The 24,731-nt window shown below is 66.9% G+C and carries 17 protein-coding genes; 4 read left to right on the top strand and 13 right to left on the bottom strand.

Annotated elements, in window-relative coordinates:
• Positions 1-26 precede the first annotated feature (26 nt).
• The 8 genes from ACSBPQ_RS15815 to ACSBPQ_RS15780 all read right to left on the bottom strand — a co-directional run bounded on the left by ACSBPQ_RS15815 (position 27) and on the right by ACSBPQ_RS15780 (position 8,164).
• On the bottom strand, positions 27-665 hold the full coding sequence (locus ACSBPQ_RS15815) for an RpiB/LacA/LacB family sugar-phosphate isomerase (protein WP_442683017.1): 639 nt from the start codon (positions 663-665) through the stop codon (positions 27-29).
• 71 nt (positions 666-736) lie between these two features.
• Positions 737-1,492 (bottom strand): 2-dehydro-3-deoxy-D-gluconate 5-dehydrogenase KduD, encoded by a 756-nt coding sequence (kduD, locus tag ACSBPQ_RS15810; RefSeq protein WP_442683016.1) that lies wholly within the window; start codon positions 1,490-1,492, stop codon positions 737-739.
• Between the two features lie 208 nt (positions 1,493-1,700).
• Positions 1,701-2,786: a LacI family DNA-binding transcriptional regulator gene (locus tag ACSBPQ_RS15805; RefSeq protein ID WP_442683015.1), complete on the bottom strand. Its 1,086-nt coding sequence runs from the start codon at positions 2,784-2,786 to the stop codon at positions 1,701-1,703.
• A gap of 15 nt (positions 2,787-2,801) precedes the next feature.
• The gene (locus ACSBPQ_RS15800; protein ID WP_442683014.1) at positions 2,802-4,391 is read right to left on the bottom strand and encodes a family 43 glycosylhydrolase; all 1,590 of its coding nucleotides are present in this window, start codon (positions 4,389-4,391) and stop codon (positions 2,802-2,804) included.
• A gap of 90 nt (positions 4,392-4,481) precedes the next feature.
• On the bottom strand, positions 4,482-5,765 hold the full coding sequence (locus ACSBPQ_RS15795; protein WP_442683013.1) for a TRAP transporter large permease: 1,284 nt from the start codon (positions 5,763-5,765) through the stop codon (positions 4,482-4,484).
• A gap of 2 nt (positions 5,766-5,767) precedes the next feature.
• The gene (locus ACSBPQ_RS15790) at positions 5,768-6,286 is read right to left on the bottom strand and encodes a TRAP transporter small permease (RefSeq protein WP_442683012.1); all 519 of its coding nucleotides are present in this window, start codon (positions 6,284-6,286) and stop codon (positions 5,768-5,770) included.
• An 11-nt stretch (positions 6,287-6,297) separates the two neighbouring features.
• On the bottom strand, positions 6,298-7,302 hold the full coding sequence (locus tag ACSBPQ_RS15785) for a TRAP transporter substrate-binding protein (RefSeq protein WP_442683011.1): 1,005 nt from the start codon (positions 7,300-7,302) through the stop codon (positions 6,298-6,300).
• 34 nt (positions 7,303-7,336) lie between these two features.
• Complete coding sequence (locus ACSBPQ_RS15780) at positions 7,337-8,164, bottom strand: 2-keto-4-pentenoate hydratase (RefSeq protein WP_442683010.1); 828 nt, start codon at positions 8,162-8,164, stop codon at positions 7,337-7,339.
• 131 nt (positions 8,165-8,295) lie between these two features.
• Between ACSBPQ_RS15780 and ACSBPQ_RS15775 the strand changes: the two genes are divergently transcribed.
• The 4 genes from ACSBPQ_RS15775 (at position 8,296) to ACSBPQ_RS15760 (ending at position 12,486) form a co-directional block, all read left to right on the top strand.
• Positions 8,296-9,294: an alpha/beta hydrolase gene (locus ACSBPQ_RS15775; RefSeq protein ID WP_442683009.1), complete on the top strand. Its 999-nt coding sequence runs from the start codon at positions 8,296-8,298 to the stop codon at positions 9,292-9,294.
• Entirely contained in the window at positions 9,291-10,892 is a 1,602-nt protein-coding gene (locus ACSBPQ_RS15770; RefSeq protein WP_442683008.1) for a carboxylesterase/lipase family protein, read from the top strand. The genes ACSBPQ_RS15775 and ACSBPQ_RS15770 overlap by 4 nt, the downstream gene beginning before the upstream one ends.
• Before the next feature lie 8 nt (positions 10,893-10,900).
• Positions 10,901-11,770 (top strand): rhamnogalacturonan acetylesterase, encoded by an 870-nt coding sequence (locus ACSBPQ_RS15765; protein ID WP_442683007.1) that lies wholly within the window; start codon positions 10,901-10,903, stop codon positions 11,768-11,770.
• 80 nt (positions 11,771-11,850) lie between these two features.
• Positions 11,851-12,486, top strand: coding sequence for a cysteine dioxygenase (locus tag ACSBPQ_RS15760; RefSeq protein ID WP_442683006.1), 636 nt, complete (start codon positions 11,851-11,853; stop codon positions 12,484-12,486).
• 47 nt (positions 12,487-12,533) lie between these two features.
• Here the strand turns inward: ACSBPQ_RS15760 and ACSBPQ_RS15755 are convergent, their stop codons facing one another.
• The 5 genes from ACSBPQ_RS15755 to ACSBPQ_RS15735 all read right to left on the bottom strand — a co-directional run bounded on the left by ACSBPQ_RS15755 (position 12,534) and on the right by ACSBPQ_RS15735 (position 24,575).
• On the bottom strand, positions 12,534-16,325 hold the full coding sequence (locus ACSBPQ_RS15755; protein WP_442683005.1) for a LamG-like jellyroll fold domain-containing protein: 3,792 nt from the start codon (positions 16,323-16,325) through the stop codon (positions 12,534-12,536).
• A 36-nt stretch (positions 16,326-16,361) separates the two neighbouring features.
• On the bottom strand, positions 16,362-17,441 hold the full coding sequence (gene pelA / locus ACSBPQ_RS15750) for a pectate lyase (protein ID WP_442683004.1): 1,080 nt from the start codon (positions 17,439-17,441) through the stop codon (positions 16,362-16,364).
• A complete protein-coding gene (locus ACSBPQ_RS15745; protein WP_442683003.1) occupies positions 17,438-18,373 on the bottom strand; it encodes a pectinesterase family protein in 936 nt (311 codons plus the stop codon). Before ACSBPQ_RS15745 ends, pelA begins: the two co-directional genes overlap by 4 nt.
• A gap of 67 nt (positions 18,374-18,440) precedes the next feature.
• Positions 18,441-21,602, bottom strand: coding sequence for a TonB-dependent receptor (locus ACSBPQ_RS15740; RefSeq protein ID WP_442683002.1), 3,162 nt, complete (start codon positions 21,600-21,602; stop codon positions 18,441-18,443).
• Between the two features lie 222 nt (positions 21,603-21,824).
• Positions 21,825-24,575 carry a TonB-dependent receptor gene (locus ACSBPQ_RS15735; RefSeq protein ID WP_442683001.1) on the bottom strand — a complete coding sequence of 917 codons (2,751 nt, stop codon included), beginning with the start codon at positions 24,573-24,575 and terminating at the stop codon, positions 21,825-21,827.
• Positions 24,576-24,731 lie beyond the last annotated feature (156 nt).

The following is a 24,731-nucleotide window of genomic DNA, read 5'->3' as shown; positions in this document are numbered from 1 at the left end:
AGGGCAAGGCAACGATGCGACCGGGCTTACTTGCCCAGCACACCCTTCACGTAGGCGACGATGTCGGCGTCCTGGGCGTTGTCGAAGAACGCCCTCTGGAAGCGCTCGCCACCGACGGCCTGCTTCACCAGCTCCGGATCGATCGCCTTCAGGCCTTCGATGAAGTCCTTGGAAGCGCCCTGCTTGACCTGCGCCAGGATGCCGGCGTTGGTCATCTGCGATTCCTTGCGCTCGGCCGGGTAACCCTGGCCACGCTCACCGGCGAACGCCTTCTCGAAGATGTAGCGGATATTGATTTCCGCACCCCAGCCGAAGCCCTTGGCGAACGGCAGCGCCAGCGCGTTGCCGCTGTTGACCTGGGCGAACAGGAACGCGTCGGTCGGCTCGATGCAGTAGCCGCAGAACACGCCCGGCCATGCGTTGAGCGACATCATCGCGCCCTGCCCGGTGCCGCAGCCGGCGACCACGAAATCCACCGCCTTGGAGTTCAGCAGCAGCGATGCGCAGATGCCCAGGTGGATGTAGGTCAGGCGGTGATCGTTGTCACCGTCCATGCCGACGTTGAACACGGTGTGGCCCTGTGCGGCGGCGACGGTGTTGAGCTGTTCCAGCACCACCGGATTCTTGGCGGCCTGGCTGAACTCCTGCATCAATGCGATTTTCATGGCGAAACTCTCTATTCAGTACGGGATTGCATGAAGCGTGCGCGGCAGCGGCGCGCACGCGGGAAACGGGATCAGCGCGCCAGCCAGCCGCCGTCGACCGGGATGATGGCGCCGTTGACGTAGTCCGAGGCGCTGGAGGCCAGGAACACGGCGGTGCCGCCCAGGTCTTCCGGCTTGCCCCAGCGGCCGGCCGGGATGCGGTCCAGGATCGCCTGGTTGCGGTCCTCGTCGGCACGCAGCTGCGCGGTGTTGTCGGTGGCCATGTAGCCCGGGGCGATGGCGTTGATGGTCACGCCCTTGCCGGCCCACTCGTTGGCCAGCAGCCGGGTGATGCCGGCGATGCCGCTCTTGGAAGCGGTGTAGGACGGCACGCGGATGCCGCCCTGGAAGGACAGCATCGAGGCGATGTTGATGATCTTGCCGCTGCCCTGGGCGATGAACTGCTTGCCGGCGGCCTGGCTCATGAAGAACGCCGACTTGATGTTCACGTTCATCACGTCGTCCCAGTCCTTCTCGCTGAACTCGACCGCGTCGGCGCGACGGATCAGCCCGGCGTTGTTGACCAGGATGTCGATGCGGCCCAGCCCCGCGATGGTCTCGGCGACCACGCGCTCGACCGGCTCGATGCTGATCAGGTTGGCGTCGATGTTGAGGAAGCGGCGGCCCAGCGCACGCACCTTCTCGGCGGTTTCATCGGCCGGCACGATGCCGGCGCCGGCGATATCGGCACCGGCGGCGGCCAGTGCCAGCGCGATGCCCTGGCCCAGACCGGTATTGGCACCGGTTACCAGAGCGACCTTGCCTTCGAGACTGAATGGATTCGTCATGGTGTTCCTCTCCCTGAAGCGGTGGTTCGTTGATGCCGGCGCGATCGCCGGAGGGGATATAGCGGCACTGCCGCCGCCGGAGCGGTGCAAGCCGGAGCCCGGGGTGGGGGTCCCGGGTCCGTTGGAGGCCATTCTAGCCATAAAGGAAACCGGTGTCATTTTGCATTGCGGAATACCGGGTTCCCTTTTCAGAACAACAGCCTGGAGCTCAATCCTGGGGCGGTTGGCAGGAATCGCGCACGATCAGGTGCGGGCGCACGCTGGCCACCGGCAACGGCGTGTGGCCTTCCGGCTGGATCAGCATCGCGGCCGCTGTTCTCCCGGTGTCACGGGTGTTGCGACGCACCGAGGTCAGTGGCGGCCACAGCCGCGAGGCCAGCGGACTGTCGTCGTAGCCGACCACCGACAGTTCACGCGGAATGTTGATGCCCTCGCGCATGGCGACCTTGTAGACGCCGGCCGCCATCTCGTCGTTGCCGGTGAAGATCGCGGTCGGCCGCTGCTTGCCGAGCAGCAGCTTCTCGGCCGCGGCCACGCCCGACTCGAAGGTGTAACCGGCCTCGATGACGCGCGCCGGCGGCAGTTCGATGCCGCGGTTGCGCAGTGCCTCGATGAAGCCGTCGGTGCGCTCGTGCGCCGAGCGGTAGGCGCTGGGACCGGTGATCAGGGCGATGTCCTGGTGGCCGAGCGAGAGCAGGTAGTCGGCCGCTTCGGCGGCGCCGTCGCGGTCGTGGGTGATCACCATCTGCGAGGTGTCATCCAGCGGCAGCGAGGCGATGCGGGTGAAGCGGCAGCCGATCTCCTCGAGCATGTCCGCCAGCGCCTGGTCTTCCGAGGCGCGCGGCACCAGGATCACCCCGTGCAGCTTCTGCTGCTGCACGAAACGCTTCACCCCCTCGATGTAGCCGGGGCTGCGGGTGTCGCACGGATGCACCACCAGCTCGAAGCTGGAGCCGCGCAGCGCGTCCAGTGCACCGTACTGCATGTCCACCAGGTACTGCGCGGTCGGATTGTCGTAGACCATGCCGATCAGGAACGAGCGCCGGAACGCCAGCCCACGGGCCAGCGGATCGGGCGCGTAACCGACCTCGCGCATCAGCGCCTCGACCTTCTCGCGGGTGTCTTTGCGCACCAGCGGCGAGTTGTTGATGATCCGCGACACGGTCTTCTTGGAAACCCCCGACAGCCGCGCGATGTCGTTGATCGTGGCGGGGCGGCCCACCGGGCGGGTGGTCGTGTCTGGGTCGGCTTTCTTGCGCAAGGCGATGTCCTTGAAACCGTTCAATGCAGGCATTCTATCGGTCCGCGATCAATCAAGAGCGCGGTAGCGGAACTGGCGGAAGCGCACCTTGCCCTCGCCTGCCGCGTAGATGGCCGGCTTCAGCGCCAGGAAGCCGCCGGCGACATTGTGGTGGTAGCCGGAGACTTCCATCTGCACCGGGTACTTCTGCCAGTGGCTGCCGTCGCGGGAGGTGTGCACGGTGAGGATATGCCGGTTGTTGGTGACCCGCAGCCACAGCCTGCCCCCCTTTGCACTGGCCTTGGGCCTGAGCGGACGCTCATCGCCATAACGGTGCAGGATGAAATCCTCGCCATTGCTGCCCACCCCGGCATACAGGCGGTCACTGTAGAACAGCAGCGCACCGCCGAAGGCACCCGGCTCGATCTCCATTTCCACCTCGAACTGGTAGGCCACGTCACCGGCGATGGCGGTCAGCGGCGAGGCGTCGCGCGGGGTGCTGCCCTTGCCCTGCACCGTCAGGCCGTCCTTGCCGAAGCCCAGGCGCCGGTACTCGTCCGGGGCCGGATTGAAGAACGACCACTGGGCGCCGAGCGTGGCACCCCTGAAGTCGTCCGACAGCGCCATGCCATGCGCCTGCGGCTGGCCGGCCGGCTTGGCCAGCGGCGTGCCGAGGTCACCGCCGGTGGCCACGAACCAGCCGTCCTTCGTCCATTCGATCGGCTCCAGCAGCATCTGCCGGCCCAGCGTCCAGTAGCCGTTCTCGTAGCCGTGGTAGACCATCCAGTCACGGCCGTCGGTGCCTTCGACAATCGTGGCGTGGCCGCGCGACCACCACGGCTCGTCGCGGCTGACGGTGCGCATGATCGGGTTGTGCGGCGCGTTCTCCCACGGCCCGTGGATCGAGCGCGAGCGCGCACTGATCACCATGTGCCCGGTCGGCGGGCCGGCGGTGCCGCCCACGGCGGTGGTCATGTAGTACCAGCCGTCGCGGAAGCTGATCTTCGGGCCTTCCTGGGCGTAGGCTTCCACGTCCCAGCTTTCCGGATAGCGCCAGCCGTCGTAGACGTGCTTCGGCGTGCCGACCACGCTCAGGCCGTCGTCGGCCAGCTGCACGTAGGCGCCGGCCGACAGGAACAGGTAGCGCTTGCCGTCCTCGCCCACCGCGTGGCCCGGGTCGATGTACTTGCCCAGGCCGATATCAACCGGCTCGCTCCACGGCCCGTTGATGTCATCGGCCCACACCATCCAGTTGCTGCGCAGGTTGCCTTCGGTACCGCCCACCCGCGCCGGGAAATAGATGAAGTAGCGGCCGTTGTGCTTGACGATGTCCGGCGCCCAGATCGAACCGACGTTTTTGGTGATGGCATGGCCCAGCGGCCGCCAGTTGATCAGGTCCTTCGAATGCCAGATCGGCAGGCCGGGGTAGGCGTCGAACGAGGACAGGGTGAGGTAGTAGTCCTCGCCGTCCTTGAGCACCGACGGGTCCGGGCGGTCGCCGGCCAGCACCGGGTTGAGGAAGCGGCCATCGCCCAGATCGGCCTGGCGCTGGTGCTCGATGCCACGTTTCCAGGCCGACGGCGCGTCCTTGGCCAGTGCCGGGGTGGCAGCCAGCAGGCAACTGACGGCCAGCGCGGCCAGGGTACGGGTCACGTTCATTACATCTCCACAGGGAAGGCGGGGACAGCCCCGCCGGTCGTCACACAAGCCGACCGGCGCGGACGCAGGCACGTCCGCACCGGGTTTGCATCAACTGCGCAGCAACGCCGGCAGCCACAGCGACATCTCCGGGAACAGCGCCACCAGCAGCAGCACCGCCAGTCCGGCCAGCCAGAACGGCCAGATGGTCTTCATGCTTTCGCCGACGCTGATCTTGCCGATGGCGGTACCGATGAACAGCACCGAGCCCACCGGTGGCGTGACCAGGCCCAGGCCGCCGGCCAGCACCAGCACCAGACCGAAGTGGATCGGATCGATGCCATAGGCGCGTGCCACCGGCAGGAAGATCGGCGTGCAGATCAGGATCAGCGGCGCCAGGTCCATGAAGGTGCCCAGCAACAGCAGCATCAGCACGATCATCACCAGCACCATGTGCTTGCTGTGGGCGAACGACTGCAGGAAATCGACCGCTGCCGCCGGCACCTGCAGGTAGGCCAGCAGCCAGCCGAATACCGCCGCGGTGGCGATCACGAACAGGATCACGCCGGTGCTGCGCGCGGCATGCACCACGGTTTCCAGGAACTCCTTCACCCGCAGCTGGCGGTACAGCACGATGGTCACCAGCAGCGCGTAGACCACCGCGATCGCCGCCGATTCCACCGCGGTGAAGATGCCGGCACGGATACCGACGAAGATCAGCGCGACCAGCCCCAGCCCCGGCAGCGCCGCGACCAGCCGCGTCAGCACCGCGCGCAGGCCCGGGAACGGCTCCACGCCGTAGCCGCGGCGACGCGCCACCGCATAGCCGGTGACCATCAGCACCACGGTCATCAACAGCGCCGGAACAATACCGGCGGCGAACAGGTCGGCGATGGAGAGACCGCCGCCTGCCGCCGCCGAAAACAGGATCAGGTTGTGCGAGGGCGGCACCAGCAGTGCCACCAGCGCCGCGGTGATGCTGACGTTGACCGCGAAGTCGCGGTCGTAACCGCGCTTGACCATCTGCGGGATCATCGTGCCGCCAACCGCCGAGACGTCGGCAATCGCTGAACCGGACACGCCGCCGAAGAACAGCGAGGACAGGATCGAGACCTGGCCCAGGCCGCCGCGCAGGCGCCCGACCAGCGAGGACGCCAGCGAGATCAGGCGCTCGGAGATGCCGCCACGCATCATGATTTCACCGGCGAAGATGAACAGCGGAATGGCGATCAGCGACGCCGAGCCGGTGCCGGCGGAGATCTGCTGCACCAGCACGATGCTGGGCAGGTCCAGGTACAGCAGCGTGGCCAGTGCCGCGGCGGCCAGCGCATAGGCCACCGGCACACCGATCAACAGCAGTACGCCGAACACGGCGAAGAGGATTGCAATGCCCATGCTCAACGTCCCTTTTCAATGGCGGCCGGATACAGCGACAGCACCAGCCGGTTCAAGGCGAAAACCACCATCAGCGCACCGCCGATGCTCAGCGGCAGGTAGTTCACGCTCTGCGGCAGGCTGGCGCCGGCGGTCTTGATGTGCAGCCCGTCCATCCACAGCACCCAGCCCCAGACAGCGATAAAGCCGCCGATGGTGGCGATGATCAGCGGCACCAGCGCGTCGACCAGGCGCTTGAGCAGCGGGTTCATGTGCTCGGCCAGCAGGTAGAAGCCGAAGTGGCGGTTGGTATGCACGCCGGCGGCGGCTCCCAGACTCATCGCCGTGCTCAGCAGCAGCAACGTCACCGGCTCGGTCCAGCTGGGCGAATCGTTGATCACATAACGGGCGAACACCTGCCAGCCCTGCACCACCACCAGCCCGAGCAGGGCGATCGCGGCGACATGGATGACCACACTGGCCAGTTGTTCCAGCAGTTTCTGCGGGCCGTTCAAGGCCGGACTTACATTGGAATCGGACATCGACACGGGCCTCAGGCGAAATCACGGATGCGGCGGTGGAGGGCGGCGATCTCCGGCTGCTGCAGGTACTGGCGCAACAGCGGTTCGGCGGCCGCACGGAAGGCGGCCATGTCCACCGCGTTGGCCTTCACTCCCGAGGCCAGCACCGCCTGCCGGGCCTTGTCCTCGGAGGCGTCCCAGGCGCTGCGCATCTGCTGCACCGACTGCCGCGCCAGCTCCAGCAGCAGTTGCCGGTCGGCCGGGCGCAGTGCCTCCAGGCTGCGGCGTGACATCAGCAGGATGTCCGGCGCATAGGAATGCTCGCTCTGCGACCAGTAACGGGCCGCCTCGAAATGGCGACTGGAATGGAAGCTGCGCATGTTGTTCTCGGCACCGTCGATCATGTGCGTCTCCATGCCGGAGAACGTGTCGCCCAGCGACATCGGCGTCGGGTTGGCACCGAACAGGCGCATCAGCTGCAGGAAGATGTCCGAGCTGGCCACACGCAGCTTCAGCCCGTGCAGGTCGTTCGGCTCCACGATCGGATGCTTGGTGTTGTAGAAGCAGCGCGCGCCGCAGTCGTAGATCGCCAGCCCGACCAGATCGCGGCTCTCGAAGCCGCGGAGCACGTCCTCGGCGATACCGCTGTCCAGCGCGTGGCGCATGTGCGCGACCGAATCGAACACGTACGGCAGGCACAGCGCCTGGGTCAGCGGGAAGGCATTGTTCAGCGCGCCGGAATAGACGCGGGTAATGTCGATCGCACCGAAGCGGGCCATGTCGATGGCTTCCGATTCGCGGCCAAGCTGGCCGGAGTGGTACTGGTTAAGGCGCAGCCGGCCGCCGGTCTGCTGCTCGAGCTGCTGCCCGATCCATTTGACCGCGGTGACAGTCGGATAGTCGGCTACGTGCACGTCGGTGGCGGTCAGCAGCTGGCCGCTGCCGCCGGCATTGCCGCCGCCGGCCGAACACGCCCCCAGCAGCGGCGCGGCCAGCGCGCCCAGGCTGGTGGTGAGGAAACTTCTGCGAGTGATCATTGCGCCCTCCGCGCGTACCCGCTGCACGGACCGATCAGCCGGCCGCCACAGCCTTGCAGGAAATGTCGCCATGGCCCTCGAAGCGGATCACCGCCTGCTGGCCCACCGCGATGTCATGGATGCCGGTGGCATTGCCGGTGGCGATCAGCTCGCCCTTCTTCAGCGGCCGCCCGCGCCTGGCCGAGCGCGACAGCGCGAACGCATAGGCCGCGCGCAGGCCACCGGGCAGATTACCCGCCCCGCCGGTGCCGACAACCGTGCCGTCGATTTCGGTCTGCACGCGCAGCTGCGATTCGTCCAGCGCGGTCCAGTCGGCGATCTCGGACGACAGCACCAGACCGTTGTTGTTGCCGAAATCGGACACCACCACGCGCGGGCCGAGGATATTGATCGTCGCCAGCGGGCTGCTGGCCACTTCCACGCCGATAAACAGCCGCGCGGGCAGGGCTTCGGCCTCTTCCGGGGTCCAGTCCAGCTTGTCGGCCGGGGCATCTGCCTGCAGCTGCAGCACGTATTCGGCTTCCACCGCGGCAAAGCCGCCGGCGCCGGAAAACACCGGAATATCGGTGATGGCACCGGTAGCATTCCAGAGATGACGCGAAAACACCGGACCCAGCAGGCGCTCGTCGCCGGATGCGTCGCGGCGCTCGGCGGCGATGTAGCCCACCTTCCAGCCCACCACGGTGTCGTCCCAGCGGGCGATGGCCAGGTCCTGCACGCGGTAGGCGGTGACCAGGTCCTCCGGAATCTCGCCGGGGAAGTCGGGAAGCGAGGCGCCGCGCTGGCGGGCATCGACGAAGCGGCGGGCAATAGCGTCCAGCCCTGCGGTCTGCGGGTCCTGGCTGTCCTGGTCGTTGCTCAAGTGATTCTCCTGATGGCTTTGCTGCACCGCGCATCGACAGTGCCGTGAACAGCTGTATATGGTAAACCGGTGTCATCTTGCAATGTGCAGTGCACCAGAGTCCTTCCGTCCATTTCTGCCAACGACCCGCGATGCCCAACCGGAATCTTTCCAACCCCTTGCTGTCAAAGTGTCTTGTGCGCCTGCTCGTACTTCTATGGGCACTTCCGGCAGTGGCCGCTGCCATCGAGCCTGACCCCGGATCAAGCGACCGGATCGCGCTGTGGCCCGCTGGATTGGCACCGGGAGACAATGCACTCCCGCAGCCGCCACGCATCGTCGAGCGCAGCACCGATCCGGCGCTGCCGGACCGTTATATCGACCACGTCAGCGAACCCTATCTGGTGGCCTACCGGCCGGCCAATCCCAACGGCAGCGCGCTGCTGGTGATCCCCGGTGGCGGCTACCAGCGGGTGGTGCTGGACAAGGAAGGCACCGCGCTGGTGCCGGCGTTCGTGGAGCAGGGCGGGGTGAGCCTGTTTGTGCTTCGCTACCGGCTGCCCGGCGAAGGCCGCACCGACCGTGAGGCGGCCCTGGCCGATGCGCAGCGCGCGCTGCGGCTGATCCGCCACCGCGCCGGCGACTGGGGCATCGACCCGCACAGGATCGGAGTGATGGGCTTTTCCGCCGGTGGCCACCTGACCGCGCGGCTGGGCACCGGCTTCGACACGCCGGTGTATCCGGCCACCGATGCGATCGACACGGCCAGCGCGCGCCCGGACTTCCAGCTGCTGGTCTATCCGGTGATCGACATGCAAGGGCCGGACAGCCACGCCGGCTCGCGCGAACGCCTGCTCGGAGCCGCCGACAGCCCGGCGCTGCGGCGGCACTATTCGATGCAGCACCGGATCGGCACCGGCACCCCGCCAACCTTCCTGCTGCACGCCGCCGATGACGATGTGGTGCCGGTCGGCAACAGCCTGCTGTTCTACAACGGCCTGCAACAGGCGGGTATCGTCAGCGAAATGCATCTGTTCCCACATGGCGGGCACGGTTTCGGCACCCGCGGCACCACCGGCCTGACCACCGCGGTGTGGCCGCAGCTGGCATTGGCGTGGATCGCCGCACAGACCCGGGAGGCGAGCCGATGAGCACGTGTCCACAGGCGCCGGCCCGGCGTGATTTCCTGCGCCACAGCGCGTTGCTGGGCCTCGCCGCCGGTATCGCCGGCACCGCGGCTGCCACGTCAAGGGCCGGTTCCCGCCCGATCGCACGAACACGCAGCGGCAAGATCGCCGGTCAGACCGTGCAGGGTGTGCACGTGTTCCGTGGCATTCCCTATGGCGGCGATACTGCCCCGCGCCGGTTCCAGCCGGCACTGCTGGAAGCACCCTGGCGCGGCGTGCGCGAGGCGCTCGAGTACGGTGCGGCCGCGCCGCAGGGCGGGGGCGAAGGTCCGGGCAGCGAGGACTGCCTGTACCTCAATGTCTGGACCCCGGCGCTGCGCGATGGCGGCAAGCGGCCGATCCTGTTCTATATCCACGGCGGCGCCTACAACAACGGCTCCGGCAGCGATCCGCTGTACGACGGCGGCAACCTGTGCCGGCGCGGCGATGTGGTGGTGGTCACCGTCAACCACCGCCTCAACCTGTTCGGCTATCTGTACCTGGCGCAGCTGGGCGACGAACGGTTTGCCGACTCCGGCAACGTCGGCCAGCTCGACCTGATCCAGGCGCTGCAATGGGTGCAGCAACATGCCGACGAGTTCGGCGGCGATGCCGGCAATATCACCGTATTCGGCCAGTCCGGCGGCGGCGCCAAGATCGCCACGCTGATGGCGATGCCGGCCGCCAAGGGCCTGTTCCACAAGGCCTGGACGATGAGCGGGCAGCAGGTCACCGCGGCCGGGCCACGCGCGGCCAGCCAGCGCGCGCAACGGGTGCTCGACCACTTCAACGCCGATGCCGAGGCGCTGCGGCGCATGCCGACGGCGCAGCTGCTGCAGGCGGTGAAGCTGCGTGATCCCTCGCGGGTGGAGAACACCGGGTTGTACCTGGGTCCGGTACTCGATGCCCGCAACCTGCCGGTGCATCCCTTCTGGCCGCAGGCGCCCGCACAGTCGGCTTCCATTCCGATGGTGATCGGCAACACCCGTGACGAAACCCGCGCCTTCCTCGGCAACGACGCGAAGAATTTCACGCTCAGCTGGGAAGACCTGCCAGCCCGGCTGGAAACCCAGCAATACGTCGACCTGCTGCCTTCGGTGGTGATCGCCGAATACCGGCGGCTGTATCCGCACTACACGCCGTCGGAGGTGTTCTTCGCCGCCACCACCGCCGGGCGTTCGTGGCGCGGAGCGGTCGAGGAGCTGGAAGCCCGCGCGCGACAGAGCGCGCCGACCTGGGCCTACCAGCTGGACTGGTACGACCGCGACGGCGAGGCCGCTGCACTGCGCGCCTTCCACACCCTGGATATTCCGCTGGTGTTCGACAACGTCAGCCAGCCCGGCGCACGTACCGGCACCAGCGCGCAGGCGCAGCAGGTGGCCGCGCAGATGAGCGGCGCGCTGCTGGCCTTCGCCCGCAGCGGCAACCCCAACCATGCCAGCCTGCCGGCGTGGGACGTCTACGGACTGGAACGCCGCCAGACGATGCTGTTCGCCGCCGACAGCCGCCAGGCCGACGACCCGCGCGGCGGCGAACGCCAGCTCTACCAGCAGGCACCCTTTATCCAGCGCGGTACCTTCTGAGCCCGATGATGACCCCACGTCCCTTGCTGCTTTCCCTGTGTCTGGCGATGGTGCCCGCGCTGGCCAGCGCCGCGCCCGATCCCTCGATCAGCGACCGCCCGCCGCCGACACCGATCCGTGCCAGCAAGATCGTGCTGGTCGGCGATTCCACCACCGCGGTGCAGGGCGGCTGGGGCCCGGCGTTCTGCGCGCGCCACGTCAGCTCGTTCCTGAGCTGCGTGAACCTGGCCCGCGGTGGTCGCAGCAGCTACAACTACCGCGCCGAGGGTTCGTGGGACATCGCCCTGCAGGAGATGCGGCCCGGCGCCTATCGCGAGGTGCACGTGCTGATCCAGTTCGGCCACAACGACCAGCCCGGCAAGCCGGGACGCTCGACCGACCTGCAGCACGAATTCCCCGACAACCTGCGCCGCTACGTGCGCGAGGTCCGTGCCGCCGGCGCGGTACCGGTGCTGCTGACGCCACTGACCCGCCGCCAGTTCCGCGACGGCGTGCTGGGCGACGATCTGGCGCCGTGGGCCGAAGCCACCCGCCGCGTCGCCGCCGAACTGGACGTGCCGCTGGTGGACCTGCACGCGCGCAGCACCGCCGCGGTGCAGGCGATGGGTCCGGTGCAGGCGATGCGTTTCGCCCAGGCGCCGGCCTTGCCGGCCCAGGTCAGCGCGGCGCAGGCCGGCACCACCATCGGCGCACCACCGGCAGCCGGCACGCCCACGCCAGCCGTGGTCGATGCCAACGCCATCGAGCCGATGGGCCAGGCCAAGATCGCCTTCGACTACACCCACCTCGGCGCGGAAGGGGCCAGCTTCTTCGCGGCGATGGTGGCCGACGAGCTGGCGCAGCAGGTGCCGGCGCTGCGCCGCAACCTGATTCCCTGAGAACTCCCGGGTAGCGTCCATGCTCCACCCGATGCGGGCCCCGGAACATTGCGTTAACCGCTCTCGCTTAAAATCGGCCGATGCACGAAGACCTCGACCGCTATCCGCCATTCCCGGGCCGCGAGCGCCTGCTGGCCGCGCTGGACCATGCCGTCCAGCAGCCAGACATCACTTTGATCACCCATACCCTGCAGCAGGTGCTGCGCGAGGCGATCGCCGACGCGCAGATCGCGTTGCCGGCCTGCGTGCATGAACCGGTTGCCGATCACTACGCCCGCCGCGAGCTGTATCACAGCCCCGTGCATGGCTACAGCGTGGTGGCGATGACCTGGGGGCCGGGGCAGGCCACGCCGCTGCATGACCACAGCGGACTGTGGTGCGTGGAAGGGGTGTGGAGCGGCACTCTGCAGATCACCCAGTACGCGTTGCAGGCGCAGGCCGGCGAGCGTTTCCAGTTCCGTGCCGGGCGCGGGCTGCTGGCCGGACCCGGCAGCGCCGGTTGCCTGATCCCCCCGCACGAGTACCACACCATCTGCAATCCGAGTCCCGACCAGATCGCGGTGTCGGTGCACGTCTACCAGCGGGTGATGCAGCGCTGCACGGTGTTCCTGCCCGACCCGCAACATCCGCACTGGTACCGGCGCGAAATCCGCGACCTGCAGACCGACGACGGCCCGACGCCGGCACGCAGCAGCACGGCAGTGATCGGCGGATAAGCAGCGCCGCCCGCACCAGCCGGGTGCGGACGACACTTCGCACACCGTCAGTCCAGCGGCAGTGTGTTGTTCAGCGCGGTTACTTCCTCCGCCTCACCGTCCTGCATCACCTGCACACGGGCACCGGCACGCACGAAACCGGCCGGCAGGGCCAACTGTACGGTCACAGTCTTGGGCAGCAGGTCGCTGGGCGCCGGCAGCGCCGGAATGGCCGTCCGCGCCACTTCCCGGCCACGCGCATCGCGTACCACGGCAACACCGGTGGTGGTGGCGACATGGCCGAGGCTGTGCACGATCAGATGCAGCGTGTCGCCGTCGATGCGCAGGTCGCCGCGGCCGATACCCAGATCGGCACGTTCGCTGACCGGCGTGCCCGCCTGGATCCGTTCAAACTCGAACAGCAGGGTCTTGCCAGGTACGAACTCCAGCGGCGTGGCCATGCTTTTTTCGAAGGTGATCTCGCGCCGCTGCGGGCGCCCATCGATGCGGCCATTGCCATCGGCGTCGATGCCGCTGCGCACCTGCCACAGGCCAGCGGCCACGTTCCAGCCGGTCATCTGTACGGCCTGTTTGCGGCCACTGAAGTTGTAGGCGGTCACGGTGAAGCGCTCGGGCGAAGGCGCATCCACCAGCAGCGCGACCTGCTCGGCCGCGGCATCGTCGGCAAAGCGCCAGCTCACCGTATGCCCGGGCCAGCTCTGGTTGCGCTTCAGGGCGATGCCGCCCAGCCGCGTGCGCTGCAGGAATTCGCTCGGCGCCTCGACCCGGTCCGACCACCAGTGACCTTCGGTGTTCATGTACTCGCGCTGCGCCTTGGCCTGGATACCCTCGGCGTGCATCTGTTCGAGGTACTTCTTGTCGGCGGTCTGCTGCCATGCGATGACGTTGGCAAAGCCGCTGCCGCCGCCCTTGTCCGCCTCGGCGATCAGCTGCTTGCCCCAGTCCTGCTCACGGCCCAGCGCCTGCACGAAGTTCTCGCCCAGGTTGGCCAGTGCGCCCGGGCCGCCGCGTGCGACGCGGTAGTCCAGCGCCTGCAGGTACTTGTCATCGCCGCTCCAGCGCCATGCCGCCCAGAACAGGTGCATCACATCGCCGCTGCCCGAACCCTGGTTCAATTCCCCGCCGCGGGTCTGCCCGGTCGCCCAGTTGATCTCGTTGGGCAGGGTGAAGCGGCCCTTGTCGTCGGTATAGGTGTGCGCCAGCCAGCTGTCGGCCAGGCCGGTGACCAGCTTGCGGCCGGTCGGATCGGCGTTGTACTCGCCGATCAGGAAGGCCGGGTGCAGCGCCGGGAACGAATAGGGCTTCTGCCACTGCCAGTTCGGCTCGCGGTAGACCTTGTTGCCGCCGAACCAGTTGCTGGAAAACAGCAGGTGGCCCTGCGGATTGGGCAGGATGATGCGCTCATCGAACGCCTTGACCGTCTCCATCAGCCGTTCGACGGTCAGCGGATCACCCCAATTGAGGTAGAGCATCGCGCTGTTGGCGTTGATGCCTTCCTCGTAGGAATGCAGCTCGTCGGTTTCGATGGTGCTCAGCCCGTTGGCGAACATGCCGTTGCGGTAGATCGCATCGGACAGCGCGGTCAGCGAGGCGTTGAGCTTGTCCGGCTGCACGCCCATCAACGCCAGCCCCGGCCACTGCTGCACCAGGTCCGAGTCGTCGGACAGGCCGCCACCGAAATCGCCGTAGGCGACCTGCCGGTGGTCGATCCACCAGTCGATGAAGCGGCGCACGTACTTGAGGTCTTCGGTCTGCCGGAACGCCCACAACGGCACGCCCTTGGGCGCTTGCGGCTGTTCGAATGGCGGTTTGCCCTGGCTGTTGTAGCTGATGTAGTTCCAGTACAGACGGCCCAGTTCGTGGTCCGGGTCCACCCGCAGCAGATCGCTCAGGTCGGCGTAGACGCGCGCGTACAGGCGCTGGCGCTTGGAGGTGGTGTGTTCCTCGACCAGGAAGCCCCAGTTGTCGCGCACCTGGTTGAAGCGGTCGGCAATGTGTTCCTGCTTGGCCTGCTCGCGGTCCTTGAACACCAGCCGCACCTCGGCACCGTCCAGCGAGGTGGCGTTGAAGCCCGGCGCGGCCGAGGCGATCGAGATCCACAGGCTGTCGGCGGTGAGGATGCGGTCGCGCAGGTCCAGCCACAGGGTGCGCTTCTCACCGGGCTTGACCGACACCGACACGTCGATCATGTCGCGCGCCGGCCAGATCGGATCCTTGATGCGGATGTTCAGCGGGATGAGCCCGTCATGCGTGGCCGGCAGGTCCAGCGCGGGAATATCGATGGCCACCCCATCCAGGCCGTCGTACATGTTTTCCCAGCTGTAGGCCCAGCTGCGGATCAGCGGCTGCGCGGCCGGCGCATCGCCGACGCCGGAAGGGATCAGCACATGCACGATCGGCAACGGTTCGGCCGGCAAGGTATCGGCGTCGCGTTTGCGCGCACCGGCGCCCTTGGGCAACGCCATCACCGTGCTGCGCTCGGCCTGTGGATAGCGCCCGTCGATGTACGCACGCAGGCCGGTGATGTTGGTGTAGTCCGGCAGCACGCTGCTGTCGATCAGGTAGCGCTGCTTGACAGAGCCTGCCGGCTCGGCCGCATCGCTGACGTGGTAACCCCAGATCTCCTGGATCGGCGTTTCCTGCTCGGTGTTGCGGAAATGCAGCTGACCACCGCGCTGCGCGGCGAAGCTGTCGACACTGCGCACCACGCCTTCGGGGCGGGTGAACAGGGTTCCGGCGGTGCCGGCCAGCGTGCCGAACGCGGCGCCGCGGATCTCCACCCGGTTGATGGTTTCACCGTCGGGAATGGTCAGGTCCAGCTGCTGGCCGCCCTCGACATAGGTGTTCCAGTCGGGCAGCTGGAAATAGTCGTCACGGCCGGCCAGCCGCGAGCGGTTGTAGACGCCCGGCCAGGTGGTCTCGGCGATGCCGTCGGTACCTTTCCACATCCACTGCTTGAGGTCCTTGACGTCGGCGAACTCGACCTTGCGGATCGTCGTGGTTGCCGACTCCAGCACCGGCGGCGCGGCGCCGTCCCAGCCGTGGCGATGCCACCAGCTGCGTTGCGAGGGCGCGGCAGCGTCGGCGCTGCGCGGTTCGGCATGACGGGCGAGGGCGGCCACACCTGCGGCATCGAGCATGCGGTCATAGACGCGGATCTCGTCGAAGTCGCTGCCACGCAGGAAGTTGTAGCGGCTCTGCACCTGGTAGGGCGCCATCACCCGCCCGGCCAGACCGAGCTGGTCCAGTGCGGCATCGTAGTCGCCGGTGGTTTCAGCGCGCGCCACTTCCTTGCCATCGACGAAGAGCTTTACGCCGTGGTCCTCATCCCAGCCGAAGGCGAGGTGCTGCCACTGCTGCGGTGAAGGATGGCTGTCCAGCTTGAAGGAGACGCGGGTGCGCGCCAGGTTGGCATCGGTGACGAACGCATCGAAGCCGTGGCCGTTCCAGTCGATGCGCAGCCACGCCATGTCCCAGCTGCTGTGGTCGGCATAGCCGACGCGGAAGATCACGAATGGCGCTTCGCCCACCGCGTAGCGCGAACGCCAGAAGAACGACAGCGTGCCGCGCTGGGCCTGGATGTTGCCCGGCGCATTCCACGACAGCACACCGTCATCGGCCCATTCGATCGCCTGGCCACGGGCACCGTCGGCGACGATCTTCACCCGGTCCTGGAAATTGGGTTGCGCCTCGCCTTCGGCGTGATCGGCGACAAAGCCCTGCTCGGCGGATACCTGGAACAGCAGCTTCGCCGGGGCCGCCAGTGCCGCCGGCGCCTGCAGCAGCACGCCCAGCGCGCAGGCCAGAAGGGTGGGACGCAAACAAGTCTTCGGGTTCATCAGCTCACTCTTTCCACGCATGTTTCTTCACTGCCTTCAGTGCCGTGCCTGCGGCGGGGTGTCATCTGCCGGCATGCCCTGGCGCGCGCGCCAGGCCGGCCATTCGCTGCGCAGCAGTTTCTCCGGCCACACTCCATACCACGCATAACCGACACGGCGCTCGTTGGGAATGTCCGCGAACTGCGCAACCTGCACGCCGTCACGATTGACGAACATCGGCTGCTGGCGCTGCAGATCGTAGAAGCGCGCCCACAGCGATGCGCCGGGCCGGGCCACGATGCGCACATCGCGCCCGGTCTCCTGCATTGGATCGTCGATCTTCTCCATCGCCAGGTCCGGCAGCCGGTGCGCCTGCAGCCAGGCGATGCCCGCCTCGATCGCGGCCACCTGGGCAGGCGTGGGAGCGCGCTGGCGCATCAGCAGCCGCAGCACGCCGACCGATTCGGACACCGCCAGCGACGGCAGCTCGTAGGAACGCGCCTTGGCCGGCAGCAGCGTGACCTCGTCGTACTGCGCCGCCCAGATGGTCGCGGTTGCGTCGATATGCACCTGGGTGGCGAGCACGCAGTCCAGCCCACGCTCCAGCGCAGCTTGTGCCTCGCTACCGAACTGTGGTGCCAGCAGTGCCAGCTCATCGCGTGATTCGACGATGTCCTGCAGCAGCTCCAGCACCCGGGTCATCGCATCGTCGTTGAAGGTGATCTGGTGGCGGTAGAACGAACGGTCCGGGTAATACTGCGGCCAGCCGCCGTTGGGATACTGCGCGGCCAGCAGATAGGCCACGCCACGACCGGCGGCCTGCAGGTAGGCGGGGTTGCCGGTACGCGCATGGGCCTGCAGCAGGTAGCGGATTTCCGAGGTGGTGGCCTTGTTGTCGATGGTGGCGTCGTCCGTGCGTCCGTGCGCCCGCAGCGCGGCACGTTCGGCCGCATCGAGCGGACGACGGTAGTCCACCGCCTTGTCGCGGTAGTGCTTGGACCAGCCACCGGAGGCGGTCTGCAGCAGCAGCATGTTCTCGGCCTGCGGATCGGTGGCGGTGGCCGCCTGCAGTGTCGCCGCCGGCAGCAGCGCCACCAGCAGCAGGAGAACGCGGGGGAAGCGACGCACTGCACTCATCGGTAAGCCCTCCAGTCACCGAGGATCTGCTCCGGGGTGTAACCGGCGGCTTCCTCGGCGGTCAGCGTGCGTGACCAGCCCACCCGTCCGTCGCGCCCGGCACCGGCGCCCTGGTTGCGGTACTCGGCATAGTCGGTGGTGGTCTGCCGGTGCGACTGGTCCCAGTCGTGCCAACCGGCGGCGACGATGTGCGCGCCCAGCGTGCTGTCGATCACCGCTACCTTGGCATGGTCTCGCCACGGCCGGCCCAGATAGACCTGCTCGACACCTGCCGCGGCGGTCAGCGTGCAATCACGGAACACGTAGCCGAAGCGGCGCCCCTGCGGGGTGGCTGCGGCGGTGACATAGCCGTCGGCCAGCGAATGGATGCGACAGTTCTCGAACAGCGCGGTGCCGGCGCCGAAGATGAAGTCGACGGTGCCTTCGATATGGCAATCGCCAAACCAGGCCACGGTGTCCTGCCCCTGCAGGTACAGCGTGTCCTGGTGGCCGAGGAAACGCACATTCTCGAACGCGGCGCGGGTGCCGCTGATGCGCACCGCCACCGCCTGCCCGACCGGACCGGCGTCATTGGCGAAGGTCAGATGGCGGGCGCTGAAGTCGTTGCTGCGCACGAACAGCGTGGCCGAACCAGAGGTGCCGAAGGGCTGGCCGCTGGCCGGCGAGATGCGCGCGGCGTGGTTGTCGAACACGATCGTGGTGGTCGCTGCATCGAGGCCCCGCAACGCGATCGGCGGCGCACCCACCGGGATGTCCACCACCTCGCGGTAGGTACCCGGTGCGATGACGATGGTGGCCGGCAGCGCGCGTGCGACGGCGGCATCCACCGCCGCCTGCACGTTGTGATACTGCGCCGACCCGTCCGCGGCCACCGACAACACCGTGGCCGTGGCCGGTAGCGCGAGCACCAGCGCACCGAGCAGTCCCAGCAAGCGCCACCACCGCGATCGCAGCAGACCGCCGAGGCGCCGTCTGCTGCGATGCGGGGTCGCTGCCACGTCAGAACTTGTAGCGGGCACCGAGGTAGTACTGGCGGCCGGTGACGGTGTAGCGGTCGGCCAGCTGCAGCGACGAATCGACATAGCGGCGGTCCGGCGTGTCGAGCAGGTTGATCGCCTCGAAGGTCAGCGACAGCTTCTTGCTCAGCCGGTAGGACATGTTGAAGTCGACGTTGCGCACGCTGTGCTTGCCAGTCACGTCGGCGGTGGTCAGCTGGTTGCCGTCCAGGTCCCACACGTTCTCGCGGCTGAGGATCTCGCCGATGTAGCCGTCGCGGTAGCTGGTGGAGACACGCGCGCTGAAGCTGCCGTCGTCGTAGTACAGGGTGGCGTTGTACGAGTTCGGCGACAGGTTGACCAGGTCGTTGTCGGTGAAGGTGGTGGTGACGCTGGTGTTGCTGTTGGCCGCCGTGCTGAACATGTACTTGATGCTCGACTCGACATGGGTGTAGTTCAGCTGAATGCCGAACTTGCTCCAGATGCCCGGCAGGAAGGTGAACGGCTGCTGGTAGGTCAGCTCGTAGCCCTTCAGCGGGCCGCCCGGGGTGTTGTAGTAGCTCTGCACGTTGAACAGCGTGTCGGCGCTGAAGCCGGCCGGCAGCAGGTCCAGCGAGTAGCCCATGTCGCCCCAGGTGGTCAGCAGGCGGGTGCGCTGCACATAGCTTTCGATGTCCTTGTAGAACAGCGCCGCCGACAGCAGGCCGCCTTCGGCGAAGTACCACTCCGCGCTCAGGTCGTAGTTGGTGGAACGGAACGGATCGAGCTTGGGGTTGCCGAGGTTGATGGAAAACACGCGGCCATCGTCGAAGTAGCCGGTGGGGCCACCGCTGACGCTGGGCGAGAGGTAGGCCAGGGTCGGCCGCGCCATGGTCTTGGCCGCGCCGAAACGCAGCACCACGTTCTCGGCCACGTCCCAGGCCAGGTTCAGCGACGGCAGCACGTCCTGGTAGCTGTGGTTGACTACCGAACGCACCAGCGAACGCTCGCCGGCCGCGGCGGTGGCGCTGGCCACACCGAAGAACGACTCGCAGTTGGCCGAGTTGTTGGCCGCACTGGCGGCGTTGCACGGCGCCCAGCCCGAGGCGCTGATCTGGGTATCGACCACGCGCACACCGAGGTTGCCGCGGAACGCGCGATCCAGCAGTTCGGTATTGAAATCCAGCTGCAGGTAGCCGGCCAGGCTCTGCTCGTTGACCTGGAAGTTGTTGTTGGACGAGCCGAAGTGGCCGACGCCGGCCAGACGGTAATCGCCGCCCTGCACGCCGGTGTCGCAGTTGCAGTTGATGTCCAGCAGCTCGGCGACCTTGCCGAAGTCCGGCACCAGCCAGCCGCCGGGCACATTGCCCGACAGGTTCTTGCCGAAGCCGCTGAGCGTGGTGCTCAGGTCGGCGATGCTCACACCGGCCGGCAGCGCCTGCGCCAGGCGGCCGTAGCTGATGTGGCGGTACTCCTCCGACTCCATGTCGTAGTCCTTGTAGGCAAGGCCGGTACGCAGGCTGAAGGTCGGGTTGAGGTTGAAGGTCAGGTCAAGCTTGGCGGTGTCGAAGGCGTTGCTGACGTAACTCGGATTCAGACGCACTTCACTGATGTTGCTGCCGCGTGCGGTGCCGTTACTGTTGACCGGCACCGCGCCATAGCCCAGCCACGACCATGCCGCCGGATCATTGAGCGCGAACGGGAAGGTCATGTCCGGCATGTCGCCGCCGTTGCGCATGTCCATCACGAAGCCGTCGACGTTGCTGTTGTCGAAACTGACCAGCGAGAACACCGGACGCTCGTAATCCGAGCTGGAGTGGCCGACCTGCGCTTCCAGCTTCACCGCATCGTTGAAGTGGTGGTCCAGGTTCAGGCTGTACTGCTGGAATTTCGTCGACTCCTGGATCTGGCTGGACTCGGTACGGAAATCGACGTTGTCGAACACGCCATAGACCAGGCGGTTCTGCGCGTCCACCTCGGCCTCGCGCACCACGATCTGGGTCTTGCCGCCGAGGTTGGCGGCGCGGTGCAGGTTGGCGCCGAGTGAATCCTCGCGCTGGTCCTTGTCCAGCTGCGAGTACATCGCATCGAAGCTGAGCAGAGTGTCGTCGGAGATCCTGAACTGCAGCGCGCCGGTCACGCCCAGCCGCTCGATCTCGTGCGCGGTGCGGATGTAGCGCGGATAACGCGGGATCCAGGCGTTGGTGGCGGTCTCGTAGGCGGCGATGTTCCCCGCGGTGGCCGCCGGGCGCTCGATGCCGGTACCGCAATGGGTGGCGCTGATGCCGTAGCTGCCCCAGCCGTTGTTGCGGTCCTGGTTGGACTGGCTGCCGGTGCCGGCCGGGGTCTCGTTGGCCAGCGGGTTGCGCGGTGTCTGCGGGTCATAGCCGGCCGGCGAACAGAAGCCGTAGGTGCCGTTGTTGTTGGCGTTGGACTGGTTGGAATTGCGGTGGTTGCCATGCTCCCAGCGCACCGGGTTGTAGCCTTCCTCGTAGACGTTGCGCTTGCTGTAGGACGCCGACAGCAGCGCGCCGAAACGGTCATCGGCCCAGGTGTTGCTGACCAGCGCCGACACGCGCGGGTCGTAGTCCTTGGCCAGCTCGCTGTAGCCGGCCTGGGCGCTGGCCGAGGCCTGGAAACCGTCGAAATCGAATGGACGCGAACCGCGCAGGTCCACCGTCGAGCCCAGCGAGCCTTCGTCCATCTGCGCCGACTGGGTCTTGTTGACCTTGACCTGCGAGAACAGCTCCGAGGCGAAGGTGTTGAAATCGAAACCGCGGCTGCGGTTGACGCCACTGCTGCCGTTGCCGGCGGTGGCCAGTGCTTCCAGCCCGTTCAGGCGCACGCGGGTGAAATCCGAGCCCAGGCCGCGGATCGAGATGCGCTGGCCTTCACCGCCCTCGCGATCGATCGACACACCGGCGATGCGCTGCAACGACTCGGCCAGGTTCTGGTCGGGGAACTTGCCGATGTCCTCGGCGTAGATCGCATCGACCTGTTCGGTCGAGTAGCGCTTTTCGTCCAGCGACTTCTGCAAGCTCTGGCGGTAGCCGGTGACCGTCACCGTGTCCAGGTCGGTCGGGCTGGTCGGCGCGGCGGCCTGCTGTGCCAGCGCGGCCGGACTGGCCAGGGCCGTGGTGATGGCGAGGGCCAGCAAGGTAACCGGTGTCTTTTTAATCTGGCGCATACGACGATCCATGTAATGGGCTCCTCCCCGCAGGGATTGGGTCAACGTGTCAGAGAAACAGGGACGGCGGCGACCGCATCGGTAGGGCATCGATGATGATCGCGATCGGGACAGGCCCGGCATTTTGCCGGGCAAGCCGCGCGACTTGCCCGCCGGCAACGCGGCAGGAAAGCGGGGCCGGGTGATGTGATCAACCCGGCCCCTGACGCTTTGTTGGACCGCTTAGAACTTGTAACGCAGGCCCAGCGTGTACTGGCGGCCGGTTTCGCTGTATTCCAGCGGCAGCGACACCGACGGGTTGGCGACCCAGGATTCCTGCGCCTCGTTGGTCAGGTTGGCGCCTTCCAGGCTGATCTCCAGCTGGTCGCTGATGCGGTAGTGGATCGAGGCATCGACGAAGGTGGTGCCGCTCTGGCCATGCACGCCCAGGCCGTCACTGTCGAAGCCCTTCTCGGTACCCGGCACCTGGATCAGGTAGTCGTCGCGGTTGGTAGCCGAGACGCGGCTGGACCACTTCTCGCCTTCGTAGAACAGGGTGGCGTTCCACGCGTTCTTCGACAGGCCGGTCAGGTTGGCCTTCTGCGCCATCACGCCGCTGGAGGTCACATACTGGATCTTGGAATCCACGTAGGTGTAGTTCAGCTGCGTACCGAGGTTGGACCACTTGCCCGGCAGGAAGTGGAACGGCTGGGTGTAGTTGAACTCCACGCCGGTCAGGTCGCCGCCGGGGGTGTTGACCGGGGTGCTGAACACGAAGTCGTCGGTGACGGCAGCGTTGAGGTTCTCCAGCAGGCTGGCCGGCAGGCCGCTGCTCGAGAACGGACGGGTTTCGCGGGTGTTCTGGATGAAGCTCTCGATGTCCTTGTAGAACAGGCCCACACCGACCATCGCGCCTTCATTGAAATACCACTCGAAGCCCAGGTCGGCGGTCTTGGCACGCACCGGATCCAGCAGCGGGTTGCCGCCACTGACCGTCTTGGCACTGCCGCTGACGCTGACGTTCACGCCCGGTGTCAGGCTGCCCAGGCCCGGACGCGACATCACCTTGGCCGCACCGAAGCGGATCAGGAAATCCGGGGTGATCTCGGCCACCAGGTTCAGCGACGGCAGGAAGTCGTTGTACTCGCGCGACACCGTGGTGGTTACCGGCGTACCGCTGGCCGAGGCCACACCGGTGGAGGTCTGCTTGGTCTTGACGTAACGCGCGCCGAGGTTGCCCGAGACCGGCACCGCGCCGATATCGAAACCGAACTTGCCCATCAACCACGCGCCGCGATCCTGCTCCTGCACGCTGCGGATGCTGGCGTTGTAGTCGACCAGCGCGTAGATGCCCTCACCGCTGAGGATGTCGAACTCGTTGGCGATGCCGTTGAAGTTCGGCACCACCCAGGTGCCCGGCGCGCCGGACATGCCCTGCAGCGCGGCCAGCTGGGTCATGTTGACCGGCACGATCTTGGAGCCGTTGAATGTCGGCACCGCGGTTTCGTTACCGACGCGACGGCGTTCCATCGACTCGAAGCCGAAGTTCTTGGCCTGCACGCCGCCTTCCAGCGTGAGCGAGGGCCCGATCACCCACGAGAACTCCATCTGGCCGTTGTCGAACTCGTTGGTCACGTAGTTCTGGCGCAGACGGATGGTGGACAGGGTCCAGCCGTTGGGATCGGTCGGATCCACGCCGTAGTTGAACACCGGCTTGTTGACGTTGCCGCGGTAGTCGTAGCTGTAGCCCTGGACATTGAGCTTGTCCATCATCACCGTGGCCTGCACCGGGTTGTCGTGCTTGGAGCGCGAGGTGCCGATCTTGCCGGTGAGGGTGAAGTTGTCGGTCAGGCGGTGCTCGCCGTCCAGGCTGATCTGGTAGAAGTCCGTGCTCCACTCGTCGTGGCGGTTCTCGGCACGGATATCGACGTTGTCCATCTTGGCGTAGACCAGCGCGCCGTTGCGCACCTCGCCGTCGGTGACCAGGATTTCCTTCTTGCCGTCGTTGGACGACTTGCTCAGGCCGTTGGCTTCGATGTACTTCTCATCGCGCTTGGCGTCGATCTTGGAGTACAGCGCATCCAGGCTGAAGGTGGTGCGGTCGGACGGCTTGAACTGCAGTGCACCGGTCACGCCCAGGCGCTTCTGGTCATGCTCCATCAACGTGTAGCGCGGGAAGCGCGGTGCGTACACGTCCGGGCGCAGCGCATCGGTGAACGGCGAGGCCGTGTTGAAGCCGCCATTCTTGTCGCCACCGGCCCAGCGCACGGTGCCGGTGCCTTCCTCGACGGTCTCGCGCTCGGAGTAGGCCACCGACAGCAGCGCACCGAACTTGCCATCTGCCCAGCTGTTGGCGATCAGGCCGGCAAAGCGCGGCATCGCCGACTGCGAGGCATCGTTGTAACCGGCCTGCACGTTGCCGACGATGGTCAGGCCGTCATAGTCGAACGGACGGGCGGTACGCAGATCGACGGTGGCGCCGAGCGAGCCTTCCTCGACGTCGGCCGAGGCGGTCTTGCGCGCGATCAGCTGCGAGAACAGGTCGGCGGCGAACACGTTGAAGTCGAAGCCGCGGCCGCGGTTGGTGCCGCCCTGGCCGTCACTGCTGCCGACGGTGCTCAAGGCTTCCAGACCGTTGATGCGCACGCGGGTGAAATCCGGGCCCAGGCCACGCACCGAGATGTTGCGGCCTTCGCCGCCATCACGGGTGATCACCACGCCGGGAATGCGCTGCAGCGATTCGGCCAGGTTGCTGTCGGGGAACTTGCCGATGTCCTCGGCGACGATCGCATCGACCACGCCGCTCTCGCCGCGCTTGATGTCCAGCGCCTTCTCGACACTGGCGCGGTAGCCGGTGACGGTGACGGTATCCAGCTCGGTCGCGGCGCTGCCGGCGGCGTCCTGGGCCAGTGCGGCGCCTGAATGCAGGACCAGGCTGATGCCCAATGCGAGCAAGGTAACCGGTGTCTTTTTCTTCGTAGTACGTGGATCCATGTGATTCCCCTCTCTCCAAGGTTTACATGAGATGCAGTGCGTCCGGTCTGCTCCGGGTTATGACACCGCTGGTCAGGACGGAAAGTAGCAGCTGCGTGTAAGCGGGGCATCTTGCACTGCAACAGGGGCTTTCCACGGGAAAAACAGCTGTCCGCA

The sequence above is a fragment of the Stenotrophomonas sp. JC08 genome (assembly GCF_052180205.1).
Classification (GTDB): domain Bacteria; phylum Pseudomonadota; class Gammaproteobacteria; order Xanthomonadales; family Xanthomonadaceae; genus Stenotrophomonas.
The sequence above is the reverse complement of the archived record's forward strand: the minus strand, read 5'-3'. Positions and strand labels throughout refer to the sequence as shown.